The sequence below is a fragment of the Kribbella sp. CA-294648 genome (assembly GCF_050943845.1).
GTDB lineage: Bacteria > Actinomycetota > Actinomycetes > Propionibacteriales > Kribbellaceae > Kribbella.
In genome coordinates, this window is the sequence record NZ_CP191981.1 from 6,081,183 (window position 1) to 6,100,240 (window position 19,058).

Genomic DNA, 19,058 nt, shown 5'->3' on the forward strand with positions numbered 1-19,058 from the left:
CGCAGACGCCAGGACCGCGGCTGGCAGGCCTCACGGCAGAACCAGTGCCGGTTGCGTTGTGTGAGGAGCCAGTTCCGGGCGGTGTGTCAGCAGTACGACGGTACGGTGCCCGGCCGCCGCGAACAGGTCTGCCAGCAGCACCTGGGCGGTCTCCTCGTCCAGGTGCTCGGTGGGTTCGTCCAGCACCAGTACGTCGTGGTCCGCGAGCAGCAGCCGGGCGAACGCGAGCCGCTGCCGCTCCCCGCCGGACAGCCGGGCCCCGTGCTCGCCAACCATCGTGCTCAGCCCTTCCGGCAGGCCGTAGACGAATTCGCCCAGGCGGGCTCTGTAGAGCGCCCGCCAGAGCATCAGGTCGCTGGCACCGGGCTTGGCGAGCAGGAGGTTCTCCCGAATGCTGGTGTCGAACACGTGGCTCTCCTGCGTCAGCAGCCCGATCACCGAGCGCACGTCGTCGCCGTTGAGGTCAGTCAGGCTGACGCCGCCCAGAGCGACCTGGCCACTCGTGGGCTCCAGGAAGCGGAGCAGTACGGCGGCCAGGGTGCTCTTGCCCGATCCGCTCGGGCCAGTCACCACCACACGGCTCCCGGCAGCGACGGTCAGACCGACGTCGCGTAGTACGGGGTGGTTGTCGTAGCCGGCGGTCAGGTGGCTGATGACGAGGTCTCGGCCTGCTGGGAGCTCGTGGGGCGTGGCTGGCTCGTGTACCGGGGTGGGGGCGCTCAGGAGGTCCTGCACTCGTTGAAGCGAGGCTTTGACGCGCATGGCGACCTGGGCTGTGGCCGGGATGCCGCCGAGCGCGTCTGCGAGTGCCAGAGGGGTCAGGACGAGCACAGCGAAGACTGGGCCGGAGATGTCGGCACCGCTGCCGAGTACCAGGCCGGCCACGCTGGCACCGCCGACACAGAGCACCAGCAAGGCGTTCCCCAGGCCCGCACTCCACGCCGACCGCCGCTCTGCAGCCGCCAGCCGTGCATCCGCCTCCCCAAAGGCAGCCAGTACTGCGTCCGTCGCGTTGAAGGCCACCACATCGGCAGCAGTCAGCAGTGTCTCGGTCGCGTTGGCTGCAACCTCTCCCCTGTCGCCCGCGATCGCTGCTTCGGCTCGGCGGGCGCTGTAAGCGGTCAGCCACGGCACCAGCGTGCAAGCGAGTGCTACGGCGACGGCCACTGCAGCCCCGGCCGCTGGTAGCAACACCGCCAGCAGACCTACCGTCGCGAGTGCTGTCACGCTCGCCACCAGCAAAGGCAGGACCACACGCAGCCACAGGTCCAGCACTGCATCGACATCGAGCAGCAGTCGTGCGAGGAGGTCGCCACTGCGCATCGGCCCGAGCCCGGCAGGAGCCAGCTCCTCCAAGCGGCCGGTCACCCGCGAGCGGGTCGCGCCCAGCACTCGGTAGGCGGCGTCGTGCGCGGCGAGCCGTTCGACGTACCGGAAGACGCCGCGTCCGACACCGAAGGCGCGGACTGCCACGATTGCTACCAGCAGGGTGAGCACCGGCGGTTGAGCGGCTGCTGTGGTGATCAGCCACGCAGAGGTCGCCAGGAGGCCGATGGCTGACCCGGAGGCCAGCACGCCGGCTAGGACCGCTAGAGCGAGCCGGGGCCTGACGTTCGGCTCGGGCTTCACCAAGGCCATCAAGACGCTCATCTCACCAGCACCGATTCAGTCGACAGGTCTGCGGTGGTCGTTGCGCCGACTGTGACGACTCGGTCGGCTGCTGCGAGCAGTGCGGGACGGTGGGCTACCAGGAGGACCGTGCGCCCGGATGCACGGAGGTGACGGACTACTGCCGCTTCTGCCTCCGCATCGAGCCCAGCGGTGGGCTCGTCGAGCAACAGGACGGGCGCCTCGGTGATGAGTGCCCGGGCGAGAGCTACCCGCCGCTGCTGCCCGCCTGACAACAGCCGTCCGCCCTCGCCCACTGGCTGGCTCGGGTCCAGCTCCGGCGCGCCTGCCTCAGCCAGCGCGCGCAGTACCTGGTCGTCTGTGGCGTTGGGTCGGGCGAGGCGGATGTTGTCGGTGATCGTGCCGGTGCGGAGCCCGGGACGCTGCGGCACCCAGGCGAACTGGGCCCGCCACCGCTCCGGGGTGAACTCGTCAGCGGCACTCGCACCCGCGATCACGACTCCCCGCTCCGGTACTACGAAGCCCAGCACCGCCGCAAGCACTGTGGACTTGCCGGCGCCACTCGGACCAGCCAGTGCGACTACCTCGCCCGGCCAGAGATCCAGGTCGAATCCCTCCAGCGCAGGCTCGTCCCGGTCGGGGTACCGCACTGTCACGTCGTGCAGGTGCAGCGGAGTCACCCGCAGATCCGGTACGTCGGTCCGCTCGCCCCGCTCGGGCAGTGGAGTCTCCAGCACCCGGAACACCTCTTCGCTGGCCGCTACGCCGTCGGCACTCGCGTGGAAGTGCGCACCGACCTGCCGTAGTGGCACGTAGGCCTCCGGAGCCAGGATCAGTACCAGCAACGCCGTCTCGAGCCCGAGCTTGCCGTCGATGAGCCGGAGCCCGACGCCGACCGCGACGAGCGCCACCGAGATGCTCGCCAGCAGTTCCAGCACGAACGACGACAGGAACGCCAGCCGCAGACTCTTCATCGACGGCACGCGATGCCGGTCGGTCACCTGCCGAACTGCGCCGACCTGTCCCTTCGCCCGCCCGAACAGCTTCAGCGTCGGGAGCCCGGCCACCACGTCGGAGAAGTGATGAGCCAGTACTGCTAGTGCGTGCTGCCGGCGACGGCTGTGCGCCTCGGTGGCCCAGCCGACCAGTGCCATGAAAATCGGGATGAGCGGCAGAGTCACCGCTACCGTCCCGGCCGCGAGGAGGTCGCCGGTAGCCATCCAGCCGACCACACCGGCCGGGACTGTCGCGGCCAGCACGAGCTGCGGGAGGTAGCGGGCGAAGTACGGGTCCAGGTCGTCAAGTCCCTTGGTGAGCAGGGTTGTCAGAGCGCTGCTGCGCTCGCGGCTCAGCCAGGTCGGGCCGAGCTTCAGGGAGTGCTCCAGGACCTGCCTGCGCAGTGTCGACTTGACCGCAGCGGCTGCTCGCTGTGCCACGACGTCTTGCAGCCAGACGAGTGCTGCACGCGCTATGAGCACTCCCGCTAGCAGCCACGCGACCTGGCCGACGCCCTTGTCGCGTAGTACGACGTCGGTGATCCCGCGAGCCAGCAGCACCGCTTGCACGACGATCAGCAGCCCGGTGAGCACACCGATCACCACAGAGCCGGCCATGAACGTCCGGGCTGCTTTGGCTCTCCGCAGCAACCGCGGGTCGACTGGTTTCACGAGGCCTGACCGGGGTGGTGGGGTGGGGTCAGCAATTGCACCGTGACCGGCTCGACGGTGACGCGCTTGCGGAACACCCAGTAGGTCCAGCCCTGGTAGAGCATCACCAGCGGCGTGAAGATCGCCGCGATCACGGTCAGGATCTTCAACGTGTACGCCGAGGAGGCCGCGTTGGTGACCGTGAGACTCCAAGCAGGGTCAAGGGTGGACGGCATCACCGCCGGGAACATCGCCACGAACAACGAAGCCACCCCAAGAGCAATAGCCAAAGCAGTCCCCGCAAAGGCCCACCCCTCCCGGGGTGGTGTGGGGTGGGTGGGGACCGCCGCCCCCGAGCCCTTCGCTTCGCTCGGCCGACGCAGCGGCTTGTTGGCCGCGAGGCTTGCCAGGAGGGCAAGGGCTGCCAGGGCCGCTACCACTGCGGAGGCTGTGGTGCCGCGTAGGACCTGGGCCCAGGTGAGGAAGGTGGCGACCAGTACTGCTGCTGCCACGCCGGTGATTGAGGCTAGGCGGTTGGCTCGGTGGCGGAGGTCGTCTGTTGTGCGCAGGGCTAGGAAGATTGCGCCGTGGGCTACGAACAAGGCAGTGAAGGCGACGCCGCCTAGGAGGGCGAAGGGGTTGAGGAGGGTGGCCAGGCTTCCGGTGAACTCGTGGGATGCGTCCAGGGGTACGCCACGGACCAGGTTGGCGAAGGCGATTCCCCAGAGCAGTGACGGCAGTAGCGAGCCGATGGTGATCAGGGTGTCCATCCGGCTGCGCCACGCCAGGTCGTCGCGTTTGCCGCGGTACTCGATCGCCACCCCGCGCAGGATCAGCGCGACCAGGATCGCGAACAGCGGCAGGTAGAAGGTACTGAAGAGCGTCGCGTACCACTCCGGGAAGGCCGCGAACGTCATCGCGCCCGCCACGATCAGCCAGACCTCGTTGCCGTCCCAGACCGGCCCGATCGTGGTGATCACCGCCCTCCGCTCGGGCTCGTCCCGGCCGAGCACGCGGAGCAGGATGCCCACCCCGAAGTCGAAGCCCTCGAGTACGAAGTACCCGATCCACAGGCCCGCGATGACGACGAACCAGATCGTCGTGAGTTCCATGTCAGACCCCTCTAGTACGCGAAGGAGAGCGGCTTGGCGGCGTCGTCCGGCGACTCGCCGGACGGTTCGCCGTCCGGGGGCGGCGCGGCCCCGGCCAGGCCCGCCCGGATCGACTTGAGCATCAGCTTGACCTCCACCACCGCCAGTACGCCGTACAGGACGGTGAAGCCGATCAGCGAGATCAGCAGCTCGGTCATCGTGGTGCCCGGGGAGACCCCGGCCGCGGTGGGCAACAGCCCGAACACCAGCCATGGTTGGCGCCCGGTCTCGGTGAAGACCCAGCCGAAGACGTTGGCGAACAGCGGCAACAGCGGGAGCGGCACCACCAGCCAGGCCAGCAGCCGGTGCGGCGCTCTACCCTTCCTCGTTGCCCAGAGCAACAAGAGGGCGATCGCGGCGGCCGACATCCCGACCCCGATCATCAGCCGGAAGGTCCAGTAGGTGAGCGGCACGTTCGGCTTGTACGACCCGGGCCCGTAGAGCTTCTCGTAGGCCTGCTGCAGGTTGTTGATGCCCTGCACCTCACCGTCGAAGGTGCCGGTGGAGAGGAAGGACAGCAGATAAGGAACCTTGACCGAGTAAAGCTCGCGCGAACCGTCCAGCGTCCCGACGGTGAAGATCGAGAACGACGCCGGCTTCTCGGACTCGTACAGCGCCTCGGCGGCCGCCATCTTCATCGGCTGCACCTCGGTCATCACCTTGCCCTGCTGGTCACCGCTCAGCGCCACCCCAGCACCCGCGACGATCACCATCACCGCACCGAGCCGCAGCGCGGTCCGGAAGGCGCCGGTGTCGACCCCGGGCCGGCGGAGCAGGTGCCACAGCGCGACCGCCGCGACGAACGCGCCACCGACCATGAAGGCCGCGAAGATCGTGTGCGGGTAGGTGACCAGGACGACCTTGTTGGTCAGCACCGCCCAGATGTCGGTCAGCTCGGCGCGGCCGCGCTCGGCGTTGTAGCGGAAGCCGACCGGGTTCTGCATCCAGGAGTTGGCGGCCAGGATGAAGTACGCCGACAGTTGCGTACCGAGCACCACCATCCAGATGCAGGCCAGGTGCACCTTCTTCGGCAGCCGGTCCCAGCCGAAGATCCACAACCCGATGAAGGTCGACTCGAGGAAGAACGCGAGCAGCCCTTCCAGCGCGAGCGGGGCCCCGAACACGTCGCCGACGAAGCGTGAGTAGTCGCTCCAGTTCATCCCGAACTGGAACTCCTGGACCAGCCCGGTGACCACGCCCATCGCGATGTTGATCAGGAACAACTTGCCGTAGAACTTGGTCAGCCGCAGGTACTTCTCCTTGCCGGTCCGGTACCACGCGGTCTGCAGGCCGGCCGTGACGGCGACCAGCGACAGCGTCACCGGGACGAAGAAGAAGTGGTAGACGGTGGTGATCGCGAACTGCCAGCGGGCGAGATCGAGCGTGTCCACAGGGCCCTCCCGGGCGATCTACGACGTTACGTAGTAGATGCTAGCGCAGATCTACTACACGTCGTAGTTATACTGGCCACATGGCCATCGACGAGAAGGTTCCGCGCCGCCTGGGCGAGCTGGAACGGCTGGTGATGGAACAGCTGTGGGCCGCCGACGGCGCGCTCACGGTGCGCGAGGTGCACGACCGGCTGTCCACCACCCGCGAGCTGGCCTACACCACCGTGATGACCGTGCTGGACCGGCTGGCCAAGAAGCAGCTGACCGAGCGCGAGCGCGACGGCAAGGCCTGGCGCTACAAGGCTGCCGCGCCCCGCGAGGAGCTGGCCGCGGACCTGATGCGCGACGCCCTCGACCGGGCGGGCGACCGCCGCGAGGCCCTGGTGCGCTTCGTCGGGCAGGTCAGCGACGAGGAGGCCGCGCTGCTCCGCGATGCGCTGGCCCGGCTGGAGGCACAGGAGGGGTGATCACCCCACTGCTCCTCGCAGCGCTGGCTCTGGTGCTGACCGGGCCGGCCCCGGCACTCATGGCTCGGGCGACTTGGCCGTACCGGATCCCCCGGGCTGCTGTCGCCTTGTGGCAGTCGATCGCGCTGGCCGCAGTACTGGCTGCTTTCGGGGCTGGCATCTCGCTGTCGTACTCGACGGCGGGTCAGCCTGGTGAGCCCCGGTTCGATCCGTCCTCGCCGCGGGACCTTGCTGCGGCTCTGGTGCTCGCACTGACCGCTCTGGTCGGCATACGGCTGCTCTGGGCGGTCGGACGGGTTGCTGTCGGGACGCGAGCCCGCAGGAAGCGCCACCGCGACCTGGTCGACGTGCTGGCGACACCTGACGGGCTGATCCCAGGGCTTCGGGTGCTGGCCGAGGAGACGCCACTGGCCTACTGCTTGCCGGCGATTCGGGGCTCCCGGGTGGTCGTGTCGGTGGGCGCACTCGACCGGCTGGACGACAGGGAGCTGCGCGCAGTACTGGCGCATGAGCAGGCTCATCTGCGGGCCCGGCACGACTTGGTGCTGGAGGCCGTCACCGCACTCCACATGGCGTTCCCCCGCTTCGTGCGGAGCGACGTAGCGCTGGATCAGGCGCGCACACTCGTGGAACTGCTGGCTGATGACGACGCCCGGCGACGCAGCGGCCCGCTGCCACTGGCCCGCGCACTGGTCGCCCTGGCAGGCTCACCGGCTCCAGAGGCGGGCCTTGCTGCTGCCAAGTCGTCGACCGTACTGCGAGTCCAGCGGCTGGCCGACCCCGCGCCCAACTCGACCCTGCTTGCGGCTGCCGCCTACAGCGCGGCAGTCCTGCTGCTGGTCGTCCCCACCTTCACAGTCGCCGCCCCCATCGCCAAGGCAGTCATCGACGCGGTCAGCTAGTGGCCGATGCCTCGGCCTTCCCCCCGGGCTACTGCCAGGAGGACCAGGCCGGACAGGACCAGCAGGACGAGCATGGTGATGACGAACGTCAGCACAGGTGGTTTACTCCCCGAAATTGTTGCCGTGCAAAAAACCCCGCACCCTAGCTACGAAGTCACCCGTCGAGAAGTTCCCCGCTCAGCAACTCTCCGAAGGCCTTGGAAACTTCGTCGATGCGCCACTGCAAGGTCCCAGGGGTGACGACGAGCTCGACCCACGACCAGCCCGGTACGTCGGCTGCCTGCCAAGTGGCCGCAGTCGCCTCCCGAGTCGCCTCCATCCGCCGGATCGCGGCGAGCTCGATCTGCTCGGTCGGGCGCGGTGCGTAGACCCGGAACGAGTTGGTGTGCGGCGGCTCGGGAAACACCCGGAAACCCGTGTTCTGCAAGGCCTCTGCCAACTCGACCGCCCGCTGGTGCAGTTCCCCCATCTGCGGCAGCACGGTCCGCAGGCCTTCGCGCGCGGACACGGCGTACGGGAAGAGCGTGTAGAGGTTGCCGCCGAGCCTGCGCTGCCAACGGCGTACCTCTGCGACCACATCCTCCGGTCCGGCCAGTGCGGCACCACTCAGACCACCGAGACCCTTGTAGAAGGACACATAGACCGTCGAGGCGAGTGCAGCGATCTCTGCCAAGCTGTGCTCGAGGTACGGCGTGCTCTCCCACAGGCGAGCGCCGTCGAGGTGCAGCGGAACCCCACGCTCCTCGCAGGCCGCAGCAAACACCACCAGCTCGTCCCAGGTCGGCAGCACGAATCCACCGTCGCGTAGCGGCAACTCCACCGTCACCGCAGCCAGCTTGCCCGGGACGGCGGCCAGCTCATCAGGCCTAGGCTGCCGCGGCTCAGACGTCATCCGCTCGATCCGCAGGTGGTGCACCTCTTCCAGTGCGTTCAACTCGTGCAACAGCAGATGAGACAACCCGTGTACTGCGACGCGCTGCGTCCCCGCCCGGTCTGCGTAGACGCGGAGCACGCTCTGCTGGGCGAGGATCCCACTGGGCAGGAAGACAGCTGCCGGCTTCCCGAGTAGCTGGGCGACCTCCTGCTCCAGCAGCGCGACCTCACCGCCGCTGCCATAGCCGTCCCGGCCGTCCTCCATCGCCACGTCCGCCAGCGCCCGGAGCGCCTCAGCCGGCGGCAGCCTGCGACCGGACAACCAGCGCGTGCAGTCGTCCGCCGCGGCCTTGCGCCGCTCCCGCAGGTCCTCGCTTGCCTCCGTGATCCCGTAATTCACGCTAACCATCCTCTCGGACGTGGCAAGCCTGTGTCCCGCTGACGGGGCACTGGGTATCAGACCGGAGTGGTGACTATGTGTTCGCCCTGGACGGTTTTGATCTGCACCGACGTCACCTGGTCGGCCGGTACGAGCACACCGCCGCCGTAGCGAGCGCCGTCTCGTGCCGCCTTCTCCGGCACCACCCAGCTACCGGCGACGTAGGTCTTGCCCGCCTTGTCGATGACGAGCATCTCGCACTCCGCGCCGGCCTTCAGGTTGGTCAGGTTGACGGTGACCCAGCTCCCGCCCGGCCGCGGCTCCACAGTGGCGGCCATCGTGACCTTGGTGACCGCATCCGTCGCCGTCGCCTGCCGGGACCCGGCAGGCGGAGTACTGGCAACGTAGGGATCGTCGACCGAGGAGCGGCCAATCAGTACGCCGCCACCCAGCGCACCGGCGATCAGCACGACGGCAGCAGCAACCAGCAACCAAGGCCTGCGCTTGCGGGAACCAACGGAGCCACCAGAGCCACCAGCCTCAGCAGCAGCGGCGGCGGCCGGGGCAGCAGCCTCAGCGGTGGTCACTTCGCGGAGGGTGCGTTGCAGCAGGAGGTCGCCACCCTCTGGCGGCCCGTCCAGGAACGCCTCGGGCGGTACTTCGCCGAGGAACTCCTTCAGCTCCTCCAGCTCAGCCAGCTCCCGGCGGCACGTCGCACAGCCGGCCAAATGCTGATCGACCTCGCGGACCTCGTCCGGCTCCAGCGCACCGAGGGCGTAGGCGCCGAGTTGCGAGTGGTCATGCTCGCTCATCGCGCCACCTCCGCTTCGGATCCGGCCATCACTGCGCGCAGCGCTCGGAGGGCGTAGTACGACCTTGATTTCACCGTACCGGGCGGAATTCCCAGCTCCGTCGCAGCCTCCGTGACGGACCGGCCGCGGTAGTACAACTGCACCAGTACTTCGCGATGCTCCGGCGACACCTGGTCGAGCGCGTCGAGCACCACCATGGTGTTCACCACCGACTCGGAGTGATCCCGCTCCACCGGCGGCCTGTCCTCGACCTCGGCCACCTCGGCGGGCCGGACGGCACGCGCCCGGGCCCGATCCGTCACCAGGTTGCGCGCAACAGTCAGCAACCACCCGCGAACGGATCCCTTGCCGTCCACGAGGTCGTCGGCATGCTTCCACGCCCGGACCAGCGTCTCCTGGACGACGTCCTCCGCGGCAGCCCGGTCACCGGTCAGGCGGGTCGCGTACGCAAGCAGGCTGCGCCCGTGTTCGGCGTACAGCGAACGGATCAGCGCCTCGCCCGTCTCCGGACGGCGGTCCGTCTCACCCACCGCAGTCCTCCCGGCCTCGATCGTCGAGCTAGATCGTACGACAGCCGCCCAGCTCGGAGGACCCTTCGCAGGGCCGGACAGCACGATCGACATCGGACCGGTCCCACTCGGTCAGTAGCCGGAGCCGGGCGCGGGCTCGGTGGTGATCTTCTTACCGTCCGCGCCGACCACCCACCAGGCTCCGCCGACCGCCTGCCCGTCGGCCTTGCCCGCCTTACCGTCCGCGGCGAACTGGTACAACGGCCATCCGGCCAGCGTGACCTGCTTGCTGCCGTCGGTGCGCGTGACGGTACCGACCAGCGAGGCGTCCACCCCGTCGACCTGCGGCGTACCGGATGACGCGATCAGCGGCGGCCACTTGGCCGCGCAGTCTCCGTCGCAGTTGGACTTGGACGGAGCAGCGGTGTCCTTGTCGAACACGTAGAGCGTCCGCCCGTTGCCATCAACAACAATCTTCCCCAGATTCGAGACCTCCGCCGTAGCCAACTTGGCCCCAGCAGGGCCGTCGGCGGCAGGCTCGTCCGACCCACCACACCCCACCAGCGCGGCCAGCCCGAGAACAGCCACCCCGACAATGCCGACAAACCGCTTCATCGTCCTTCTCCCCGCCTTGTTGACCGACACCCTGCACACGGCCAAACCACCAAGACGGTTCAAGAAGAACAATCAGGTCAGATCGCAACGACGGTCAGTACGTCTTCCAGGCCTTTGAAGTCCTTGGCATTGCGCGTGTAGAGCGGCAGTCCTCTGGTCGACGCGATGGCGGCGATCATCAGGTCCATCCGCCGGGGCCGCGGGTCCCTACCAGCGGCGACGACCAATGCCACCAAAGTTCCGTAACGTGCGGCCGCATCACCGTCGAAGGGCAGCGGATCGAAGGTGGCCACAGCAGCCCCGAGCTTCTCAGTCCGAGTGGCTCTCGTTGCCGCGTCCTTGGCCATCGCGATGCCCTGATGAAGCTCCGCCAGGGTGACAGCAGTCAGCTCCGGAAACTCCGGAATCTGGCTGGCCTCCAGCACATCGAGATCGACGTAGACACTGGTATCCAGTACGCCGGTGTCGGATCCATCAGCCACGGCCGGGCTCCCGAGCGCCAGAGGTGCCGGTCGAATCATCGCCGATCCGATCCTCGTCACCGAAGAACTCATCGGCATCCTGGCGGAGTTGCGCATAGTCCATCCGGGGCAGCCGCCGGTGCTGAGCGATCAACTCCTCAGCGGTCGGTCGCTTGCGGCGGCCCAGGGGGCGCAACTCGGCGACCTCGCTCCCGTTCCGGGTGATGTGATAGGTCTCCCCCGCCTCGACCGCATCCATCACCGCAGCAGAGTGATTCCGGAACTCGCGTTGCGTGATGATCTTCATTCCACCAGCGTAGCCCCATGAGACACAGCGCGCTACAGGTACTACGCGGGTTCGGTTTCGCGGATCCGCTGGGAGATGACCGCGGAGACGCCGTCGCCGCGCATGGTGACGCCGTAGAGGGCGTCGGCCACCTCCATGGTGCGCTTCTGGTGGGTGATGACCAGGAGCTGGCTGTTCTCGCGCAGTTCCTCGTAGATCTCCAGCAGGCGGCCGAGGTTGGTGTCGTCCAGGGCTGCCTCGACCTCGTCGAGGATGTAGAACGGCGACGGGCGGGCCTTGAACAGGGCAACCAGGAAGGCGACCGCGACCAGTGAGCGCTCACCACCGGACAGCAACGACAGGCGCTTGACCTTCTTGCCCGGTGGGCGGGCCTCGACGTCGATGCCGGTGTTCAGCATGTCGTTGGGGTCGGTCAGCACGAGCCGGCCTTCACCACCGGGGAACAGCCGGCTGAAGACGTGCTCGAAGGCGACCTCGACATCGCGGTAGGCCTCGGTGAAGACCTGCTCGACGCGGTCGTCGACCTCCTTGACGATGTCCATCAGGTCGCGCCGCGACTTCTTCAGGTCCTCGAGCTGCTCGGCGAGGAAGCGGTGCCGCTCCTCCATCGCCTCGAACTCCTCCAGCGCGAGCGGGTTGATCCGCCCCAGCTGGTTCAGCGCGCGCTCGGCCTGCTTGAGCCGCTTCTGCACCTTGGCCCGGTCGAACGGTTCGCCCTCCAGTTCGAGGGTGTTCTCGTCACCGTCCTTGGGCAGCGGCGGCACCAGCTGATCCGGCCCGTACTCCGCGACGAGCGCGTCGACCTCGGTACCCAGCTCGCTCAGGGCCTTCTCGTACAGGGCCTCCAGGCGCATCTTCTGCTCGGCCCGGGCCAGCGCGTCGCGGTGCACGGTGTTGGTGAGCTGCTCCAGCTCGCTGCTCAGGTTTCGAGTGGCAGAGCGGGCCTGGGCCAGCGCCTGCTCGCGCTCGGCGCGCTGAGCCTGGATCGCCGACCGCTCGGTGGCTGCAAGCTGCAGCGAGTGCTCCAGTCGCGCCAGGACATGTCCCGCGGCCAGGTGCACGGCCTGCGCGGCCTCTGACTGCCGGGCCCGGCGGGTCGCCCGAGCGATGGCCCGGGCCCGGGCCTCCCGCTCCTGGCGAGCCGCGCGCTCCAGCGAGTCGGCACGGCCGGACAGGGCCCGCGCACGCTCCTCGGTGGTCCGCAGCGCGAGCCGTGCTTCCATCTCGGCCGCCCGGCCTGCCTTGGCCGCCTCGGCGAGCCGGTCACGCTCGGTCGGATCGGGCTCGTCACCCTCGTCGTCGCCGTACTGCTCGACGTCGCTGAGCCGCTTCTCGAGGTCGGCGAGGCCGGACAGGTTCCGGTCGCGCTCCGCCTCGGCTGCCGCGATCGCCTCGGCCATCCGCTGGGCCTCACCACGGGACGCCTTCGCCAGCGACCCGAACTGGGCCAGCTGCTCGGCCACCGCGGCCATCGACGCGTCCGACTCGTGCAGCCGGGCCAGGGCGATCTCGACGTGCTGCTTCTGCGCCTCCCGCTCGCGCTCCATCGCCGCCAGCTCGAACCGCAGCCGCTCACTCCGCGCGGTCGCCTCGACCAGCTTCTCGGCAGCCTCGTCGACGGCGGACTGTACTTCGATCAGGCTCGGCGCCGCGTCAGACCCGCCGTACGCGAAGTGCGCGCCCAGGACGTCGCCCACGCGGGTGGTCGCGGTGATGTCGGGCAGGTGCTGGATGAGCGACCGGGCAGCAGGGACATCCTCGACCACAGCGACCTTGCGGAGCAGCCGCCGCAGCGCGGGCCGCAGCGTCTCCGGGCAGTCGACCACCTCGACGGCGTACGTCGCGCCTGCGGGCAATTGCGGCCAGCTGGCGAAGTCGTCGGCCGGAGCATCGCCGAGCAGCATCCCGGCGCGGCCGAGGTCGTGCTCCTTGAGGTGGCCGACAGCGTCCAGGGCGGCCTGCGTGTGGGTCACAGCGACCGCGTCGGCGGCCTCGCCCAGCGCGGCGGCGATAGCGGTCTCGTAGCCGGCGCGGACACTCAGCAGCGCGGCGACCGAACCCATCAGGCCGGTGACCTGCTCGGAGGCGGCCAGCAGAGCGCCGGCGCCGTCCTTGCGGTTCAGGCCCATCTCCAGGGCGTCCTTGCGAGCGGTCAGACCGGCGCGCTCCCGCTCGGCGTCCCGCTCCTCGGCGCGGAGCTTGGTGAGGCGCTCCTCCAGCTCGTCCAGGACGCTCTGGGCTGCCTCGTACTCCTCGTCCAGGCCCCGCTCGCCGGCGTCGAGGCCGGCCACCTGGGTCTCCAGCGCGGTGAAGTCGTGCTGCGCCTTGGCGGCGCGGGCCTCGGCCTCGGCCTTGTTGGCGGCCAGCCGGCCGATCTCGGACTCGGCGGCGGCCGCACGGCTCTTCAGCGCGTTCACCTGACCGGTCAGCCGGGCCAGGCCCTCGCGGCGGTCGGCGGCGGCCCGGATCAGCGCCGCGATCCGGCGCTCCTCCTCGGCGTGCTGGGCCTCCAGCTCCTGGCGGCGCTCGATCGCCCGCGCCAGCAGCTCGGAGTGCTCCTCGGCCTCGGCCTCGATCTGCGCCTCGGTCTCGCGGACCCGGGCAGCCTCCAGCTCCAGCTCCTCGGGGTCGCGACCGCTGCGCGACTCCTCGGCCTCGTCGTTCAGCGACCGGATCCGGTCCGCGGCGATCCGGGCGGTGCCCTTGATCTTCTCGCCGAAACCGGACAGCGCGTACCAGGTGTCCTGGGCGGCCTGCAGGGCCGGCGCGTCGGTGCGCAGCGCGTCCTCCAGCTCGGCCTCGAGATCCCGCGCCTCCCGCAACGCGGCCTCGATCTGGGCGCGCTTCTCGGTCAGCGCCGCCTCGTCCTTGAGCTCGGCCTCGAGCGCGGACTGGGCCTGCACGATGTCGTCGGCGAGCAGCCGGGACCGGCCGTCGCGGACCTCCGCCTGGATCGTCACCGCCCGCCGCGCCACCTCCGCCTGGCGCCCGAGCGGCTTCAACTGCCGGCGGATCTCGGCGATCAGGTCGCCGAGGCGGTGCACGTTGCCCTCGGTGGACTCCAGCTTCCGCAGCGCCTTCTCCTTGCGCTTGCGGTGCTTGAGCACCCCGGCTGCCTCCTCGACGAAACCGCGGCGGCCCTCGGGCGTGGCGCGCAGGATCGAGTCGAGCTGGCCCTGGCCGACGATGACGTGCATCTCGCGACCGATCCCGGAGTCGCTGAGCAGCTCCTGGACGTCGAGCAGCCGGCAGTTCTGGCCGTTGATCTGGTAGTCCGAGCCGCCGTTGCGGAACATCGTCCGCGAGATGGTGACCTCGGCGTACTCGATCGGCAGCGCGCCGTCGGTGTTGTCGATGGTCAGCACCACCTCGGCGCGGCCCAGCGGGGGGCGGCCGGAGGTGCCGGCGAAGATGACGTCTTCCATCTTGCCGCCGCGCAGGGACTTGACGCCCTGCTCACCCATCACCCAGGCGAGCCCGTCGACGACGTTGGACTTGCCGGATCCGTTGGGGCCGACGATGCAGGTGATCCCTGGCTCGAAGTTCATCGTCGTGGCCGACGCGAATGACTTGAATCCTCGGAGCGTCATGCTCTTGAGGTACAAAGCGAGGCTCCCAACCCGTGAGTGGACAGACGGTACCGAAGGAACCGCCGTAACTGCTCGTGACGCTATCGCTACACGCTGCCGCTACCGGGGGGAAGAAGTTCCGAACGCGAGTCTACCCAAGCCGGACCCGTAGATCGGCAAAAAACGCGGCGGAGGCCCCAAGCAGGGGCCGCCGCCGTGGGTGGTGCGGACGGTGAGGTGGTGCGGCGTCGGCGGGTCAGACCGATGCAGGCTCGCGCAGAGCCTCGTTGACCGTGAGCAGGCGTCCGTCGTGTACTGCTGCGACCAGGTGGTCGTTCTCAGCCTGCAGACGCATCACGTGCGCCTCCAGATCGGCGACACGCCGGTTGAGCAGACGAACCTGCTCGACCATGCGCGGGTCAGTGCCTCCAAGGTGCCCTAGAAGAGCCTTGGCCATTGTGCTGTCCTCCGGAAGGGGTCTGGCAGTTTGGCGCCCCTGGTCCCTGTCATGACACGGAGCGCAGAATTGTGTGCCGTCTTTCAGGGTGACACCGCGACGGGGTTGGGTCAACCTGAGCTACGCGAATTAACGATACCGCGCTCACCACCGGGCGTGTCGCGGCGCCGGCTGGCATTTCGGGCAGCGGAACGAGGAACGGTTCATGAACGGCTCGCGACGGATCGGACGGCCGTCGCGCGGGCACGGCGAACCTTCCTGGCCGTAGACCGCGAGACCCCGCTCGAAATAGCCGGATTCCCCGTTCACGTTGACATACAGGGCATCGAAGCTGGTGCCGCCGACCTCCAGCGCCTCACCCATCACCGCCTTGGCATGACCGAGGATTTCCCTTGCCTGCAAGGGTTTCATCGTCTCGGTCGCCTTGGCGTAGTGCAGCTTGGCACGCCACAAAGCCTCGTCGGCATAGATGTTTCCGACTCCGCTGACCAGCGTCTGGTCGAGCAGCGCGCGCTTCAGGCCGGTCTTGCGCCGCCGCAGTCCGGCCACGAAAAGGTCCTCGTCGAAGAGCGGGTCGAACGGGTCCCGGGCGATGTGCGCGATCTCCGCCGGCAGCTCGGCGCCACCCTCGGAGTACGACAGACCACCGAACATCCGCTGGTCCAGAAAACGGACCTCTCCGCCCTCGTCGGCGAACCGGAACCGGACCCGCAGATGCTTCTCGTCCGGCGCGCCGACCGGCTGGACCCGGAACTGCCCGCTCATCCCGAGATGCGCCAGGATCGCGTCACCGGACTCCAGCGGGAGCCACAGGTACTTCCCGCGCCGGGCGGGCGTCCCGAACGTCTGCCCCTTGAGCAGGGCGACGAAATCGTCCGGCCCGGCCAGATGCCGGCGGACCGGACGCGGATGCAGCACCTCGACGGCGTCGATCGTCCGCCCGGTGGTGAAATCCGTGAGTCCGCGGCGAACGACCTCTACTTCAGGAAGCTCAGGCACCGGATGCTAGGGCTGCTGCGACGGGTCTGTGCTGTCCGGGTGGGCTGCCCTGAGCGCCTTCCAGGCGGTCTCGGCGGCTTGCTGCTCGGCTTCCTTCTTGCTCCGGCCGATGCCGTGGCCGTAGGTGTCGGAACCGATCCGCACCCGCGCCTCGAAGGTCTTGGCATGGTCAGGACCGGACTCGGCGATCACGTACTCCGGTACGCCGACTCCCAGCTGCGCCACGAGCTCCTGCAGGCTGGTCTTCCAGTCCAGGCCGGCACCCAGCCGCGCCGACGACTCCATCAGCTCGTCGAACAGCGTGTGCACGACCCGGCCGGCGGTCTCGAACCCGCGATCCAGGTAGACCGCGCCGATCAGTGCCTCGACGCAGTCGGCCAGGATCGACGACTTGTCGCGTCCACCGGTGGCTTCCTCGCCGCGCCCCAGCCGAAGGTACTTCCCCAGCTTCAGCTCGCGGGCCACGCCCGCCAGGGCGCGCATGTTGACCACCGCGGCGCGCAACTTGGCCAGCCGGCCCTCGGAGAGGTCCGGATGGTTGCGGAACAACGACTCCGTGACGATGACGCCGAGCACGGAGTCCCCGAGGAACTCCAGCCGCTCATTGGTCGGCAACCCACCGTTCTCGTACGCGAACGAACGGTGGGTGAAGGCGTGCTCCAGTAGTTCGTCAGCCAGCGATACGCCGAGCCGCTGGTTCAGCTCGGCGTAGAGCCCCGTTCCGTTGACTGAAGAATTCACTGACTGGTGCCGTTTAGCTCTCGACGACCTGGCGACGCTCGCCCTTGGCGCCGTACTGGCCGCAGGTGGGGCAAACGGTGTGCTGCAGGTGCTTCGCGCGGCAGGCGGGGTTCACGCAGGTGACCAGGGCGGGCGCAGTGGCCTTCCACTGGGCCCGGCGGCTCCGGGTGTTGCTGCGCGACATCTTCCGCTTCGGAACGGCCACGGTTATGACTCCTCGGTTCGGCCGGGGGCTTGCGACCCGGCCGGCTGGCTGGTGACTTGGCGAACTGCTTCAGGTACTACGGCTGCGCTGGTACTACGGTCGTTCATCCTGCGGGAGCAGGCCCTGCAGAGCGGACCAGCGCGGGTCGGCTCCGTCCTCGTGCTTGTGGCCGGGCTCCTCCACCAGGCGCACCCCACACTCGGGGCACAGACCCGGACAGTCGTCCGTACACAGCGGCTGGAACGGTAGCGCGAGCACCACCTGGTCCCGCAACGCCGGCTCGAGGTCGATCAGATCGCCCTCCATCCGGCTGGCCTCGTCGGGCTCGGCCTCGCTACCGGGGTAGACATACAGTTCCTGGACGTCGGCGAGGAACTCGTCCTCGACGTCGACCAGGCACCGCGCGCACTCCCCGACCAGCCGGCCACTGGCCGAACCGGTCACGAGCACCCCTTCGACCACCGCTTCCAGTCGCAGATCGAACTGGATCGGGTCGCCTTCGGGGACGCCGATCACGTCGATTCCGAGATCTTGCGGTGCCGGAGCCGTGAAGGAGACCTCGCGCTGGGACCCGGCGCGGCGTGACAGCTCGTGCGTATCGATCACGAGTGGGGACCGCGGGTCCAAGGCGTTCAGGACATCCCTTTCAGGCGTAGGCAGGCAGAATCTCGGTCTCAACAAGACCAGTGGACAACATTACCAAGTCCGCACCGGTTGGCCCAATCCGGGCACCTCCGAGCGCGCCGCCTCGGTCACCTGAGCGCCGTGGACACACTCGGCTAGAGGGCCGCGAGCAACTTCGCGTGGACGGCGGGTGGCAGGAAACCCTCCACCGGCCCACCCAGTTTCGCGATCTCCTTGACCAGGCTGGAGGAGATGTAAGCGTTCTCCGGTGCGGTCGGCAGGAAGAGCGTGTCGACCCCGGACAGCTTCCGGTTCATCTGGGCCATCTGCAGCTCGTAGTCGTAGTCGCCGCCCGAGCGCAGCCCCTTGACGATCACGGTGGCGCCCTCGGCCCGGCAGTAGTCGACCAGCAGCCCGTCGAAGGTCCCGACCCGGACGTTCGGGTACGGCGCGGCGATCTCGGTCAGCATGGCGACCCGGTCCTCGACGCTGAACAGCCGCTGCTTGGACTGGTTCACCCCGGTCGCCACGATCAGCTCGTCGAACGCGGCCGCCGCCCGGGCGATCACGTCCAGGTGCCCGTTGGTGGGCGGATCGAAGGTGCCGGGGAACACAGCCCTACTCATGGCGGTGACCGTACCAAAGCCGCGCCTCGCCGTACTTGCGATCCCGCAGCGCGGCGAACCCCTCAGGCCACTCCCACGGCTCCCGCTTGGCCCGCTCGACCACCACCACCGCGTCGTCGGCCAGCCAGCCGCCGCTCACCAGCGCGGTCAGCACGTCCTGCAACTCACCGGCGTCCAGCTTGTACGGCGGGTCGGCAAACACCAGATCCACCGGCCCTTCCAGTTTGGGGCCCGAGGCAACCTTCTCGACCGGCCGGGTCAGCAAGGTCGCCCCCGGCAACCCCACGGCCTTGATATTCCCCGCAATCACCTCGGCCGCCGCACGATCCGACTCAACCAGCACCACCTGCACCGCACCCCGCGACAACGCCTCCAACCCGACCGCCCCCGACCCGGCGTACAGATCAAGCACCCGCAACCCGTCGAACCCCCCGAACTCCGCTTCCAGAGAAGAAAAAAGCGCCTCCCGGACCCGATCAGCCGTCGGCCTGGTTCCGTTGCCAGGTGGCACAGCAATCCGCCGCCCACCAGCCACTCCCCCGACTATGCGGGTCATCGACCCTCCCACCCCTGACCGACGAGGTGAGGACGCCCGGTCATGGGGCCTCCCGGTCTGGACTGAGGAGCGGAGGAGCGAAGCGACGGAGCGACGAGGGAAGACCGGGAGGTTAGCCCCATGACCCGCCGAGCCGAAG

General features: G+C 68.8%; 20 protein-coding genes. 2 read left to right on the forward strand and 18 right to left on the reverse strand.

Annotated features, from left to right (window positions below; genetic code table 11):
• Window positions 1-30: 30 nt before the first annotated feature.
• Genes cydC through ACQPYM_RS28725 form a run of 4 tightly spaced genes read right to left on the reverse strand, consistent with a single transcriptional unit; the run spans window position 31 to window position 5,817 of the window.
• Entirely contained in the window at window positions 31-1,650 is a 1,620-nt protein-coding gene (gene cydC / locus ACQPYM_RS28710; protein WP_433006481.1) for a thiol reductant ABC exporter subunit CydC, read from the reverse strand.
• Window positions 1,647-3,242, reverse strand: a complete 1,596-nt coding sequence (cydD, locus tag ACQPYM_RS28715) for a thiol reductant ABC exporter subunit CydD (protein WP_433006484.1) — start codon at window positions 3,240-3,242, stop codon at window positions 1,647-1,649. The genes cydC and cydD overlap by 4 nt, the downstream gene beginning before the upstream one ends.
• 50 nt (window positions 3,243-3,292) lie before the next feature.
• Entirely contained in the window at window positions 3,293-4,387 is a 1,095-nt protein-coding gene (cydB, locus tag ACQPYM_RS28720; RefSeq protein WP_433006487.1) for a cytochrome d ubiquinol oxidase subunit II, read from the reverse strand.
• Window positions 4,388-4,398: 11 nt separating this feature from the next.
• The gene (locus tag ACQPYM_RS28725; RefSeq protein WP_433006490.1) at window positions 4,399-5,817 is read right to left on the reverse strand and encodes a cytochrome ubiquinol oxidase subunit I; all 1,419 of its coding nucleotides are present in this window, start codon (window positions 5,815-5,817) and stop codon (window positions 4,399-4,401) included.
• A gap of 80 nt (window positions 5,818-5,897) precedes the next feature.
• Here ACQPYM_RS28725 and ACQPYM_RS28730 point away from each other — a divergent pair, with 80 nt between their 5' ends.
• The gene (locus ACQPYM_RS28730) at window positions 5,898-6,284 is read left to right on the forward strand and encodes a BlaI/MecI/CopY family transcriptional regulator (protein WP_433006493.1); all 387 of its coding nucleotides are present in this window, start codon (window positions 5,898-5,900) and stop codon (window positions 6,282-6,284) included.
• Window positions 6,281-7,186, forward strand: a complete 906-nt coding sequence (locus ACQPYM_RS28735; protein ID WP_433006496.1) for a M56 family metallopeptidase — start codon at window positions 6,281-6,283, stop codon at window positions 7,184-7,186. The genes ACQPYM_RS28730 and ACQPYM_RS28735 overlap by 4 nt, the downstream gene beginning before the upstream one ends.
• 154 nt (window positions 7,187-7,340) lie before the next feature.
• On the opposite strand, the gene ACQPYM_RS28740 is transcribed toward ACQPYM_RS28735, so the two are convergent.
• The 14 genes from ACQPYM_RS28740 to rsmD form a co-directional block, all read right to left on the reverse strand.
• Complete coding sequence (locus ACQPYM_RS28740) at window positions 7,341-8,459, reverse strand: threonine aldolase family protein (RefSeq protein ID WP_433006499.1); 1,119 nt, start codon at window positions 8,457-8,459, stop codon at window positions 7,341-7,343.
• A gap of 56 nt (window positions 8,460-8,515) precedes the next feature.
• Window positions 8,516-9,250, reverse strand: coding sequence for a zf-HC2 domain-containing protein (locus ACQPYM_RS28745; RefSeq protein WP_433006502.1), 735 nt, complete (start codon window positions 9,248-9,250; stop codon window positions 8,516-8,518).
• Window positions 9,247-9,780 (reverse strand): sigma-70 family RNA polymerase sigma factor, encoded by a 534-nt coding sequence (locus ACQPYM_RS28750; RefSeq protein ID WP_433006505.1) that lies wholly within the window; start codon window positions 9,778-9,780, stop codon window positions 9,247-9,249. Before ACQPYM_RS28750 ends, ACQPYM_RS28745 begins: the two co-directional genes overlap by 4 nt.
• 111 nt (window positions 9,781-9,891) lie before the next feature.
• Window positions 9,892-10,374: a hypothetical protein gene (locus tag ACQPYM_RS28755; RefSeq protein ID WP_433006508.1), complete on the reverse strand. Its 483-nt coding sequence runs from the start codon at window positions 10,372-10,374 to the stop codon at window positions 9,892-9,894.
• A gap of 77 nt (window positions 10,375-10,451) precedes the next feature.
• Window positions 10,452-10,856 carry a type II toxin-antitoxin system VapC family toxin gene (locus ACQPYM_RS28760; RefSeq protein WP_433006511.1) on the reverse strand — a complete coding sequence of 135 codons (405 nt, stop codon included), beginning with the start codon at window positions 10,854-10,856 and terminating at the stop codon, window positions 10,452-10,454.
• Entirely contained in the window at window positions 10,849-11,142 is a 294-nt protein-coding gene (locus ACQPYM_RS28765; protein WP_433006514.1) for a type II toxin-antitoxin system Phd/YefM family antitoxin, read from the reverse strand. The genes ACQPYM_RS28760 and ACQPYM_RS28765 overlap by 8 nt, the downstream gene beginning before the upstream one ends.
• A gap of 41 nt (window positions 11,143-11,183) precedes the next feature.
• Window positions 11,184-14,732 (reverse strand): chromosome segregation protein SMC, encoded by a 3,549-nt coding sequence (smc, locus tag ACQPYM_RS28770; protein ID WP_433006517.1) that lies wholly within the window; start codon window positions 14,730-14,732, stop codon window positions 11,184-11,186.
• A gap of 235 nt (window positions 14,733-14,967) precedes the next feature.
• A complete protein-coding gene (locus ACQPYM_RS28775; protein WP_433006520.1) occupies window positions 14,968-15,123 on the reverse strand; it encodes a hypothetical protein in 156 nt (51 codons plus the stop codon).
• 189 nt (window positions 15,124-15,312) lie between these two features.
• Complete coding sequence (mutM, locus tag ACQPYM_RS28780) at window positions 15,313-16,167, reverse strand: bifunctional DNA-formamidopyrimidine glycosylase/DNA-(apurinic or apyrimidinic site) lyase (RefSeq protein WP_433006523.1); 855 nt, start codon at window positions 16,165-16,167, stop codon at window positions 15,313-15,315.
• A gap of 6 nt (window positions 16,168-16,173) precedes the next feature.
• Window positions 16,174-16,908 (reverse strand): ribonuclease III, encoded by a 735-nt coding sequence (gene rnc, locus ACQPYM_RS28785; protein ID WP_433006526.1) that lies wholly within the window; start codon window positions 16,906-16,908, stop codon window positions 16,174-16,176.
• A 13-nt stretch (window positions 16,909-16,921) separates the two neighbouring features.
• Complete coding sequence (gene rpmF / locus ACQPYM_RS28790) at window positions 16,922-17,113, reverse strand: 50S ribosomal protein L32 (RefSeq protein ID WP_020389378.1); 192 nt, start codon at window positions 17,111-17,113, stop codon at window positions 16,922-16,924.
• Between the two features lie 93 nt (window positions 17,114-17,206).
• Window positions 17,207-17,719, reverse strand: a complete 513-nt coding sequence (locus ACQPYM_RS28795) for a YceD family protein (protein ID WP_433006530.1) — start codon at window positions 17,717-17,719, stop codon at window positions 17,207-17,209.
• Window positions 17,720-17,892: 173 nt separating this feature from the next.
• The gene (gene coaD / locus ACQPYM_RS28800) at window positions 17,893-18,363 is read right to left on the reverse strand and encodes a pantetheine-phosphate adenylyltransferase (RefSeq protein ID WP_433006533.1); all 471 of its coding nucleotides are present in this window, start codon (window positions 18,361-18,363) and stop codon (window positions 17,893-17,895) included.
• Window positions 18,356-18,919, reverse strand: a complete 564-nt coding sequence (rsmD, locus tag ACQPYM_RS28805) for a 16S rRNA (guanine(966)-N(2))-methyltransferase RsmD (protein ID WP_433006536.1) — start codon at window positions 18,917-18,919, stop codon at window positions 18,356-18,358. Before rsmD ends, coaD begins: the two co-directional genes overlap by 8 nt.
• Window positions 18,920-19,058: the final 139 nt, after the last annotated feature.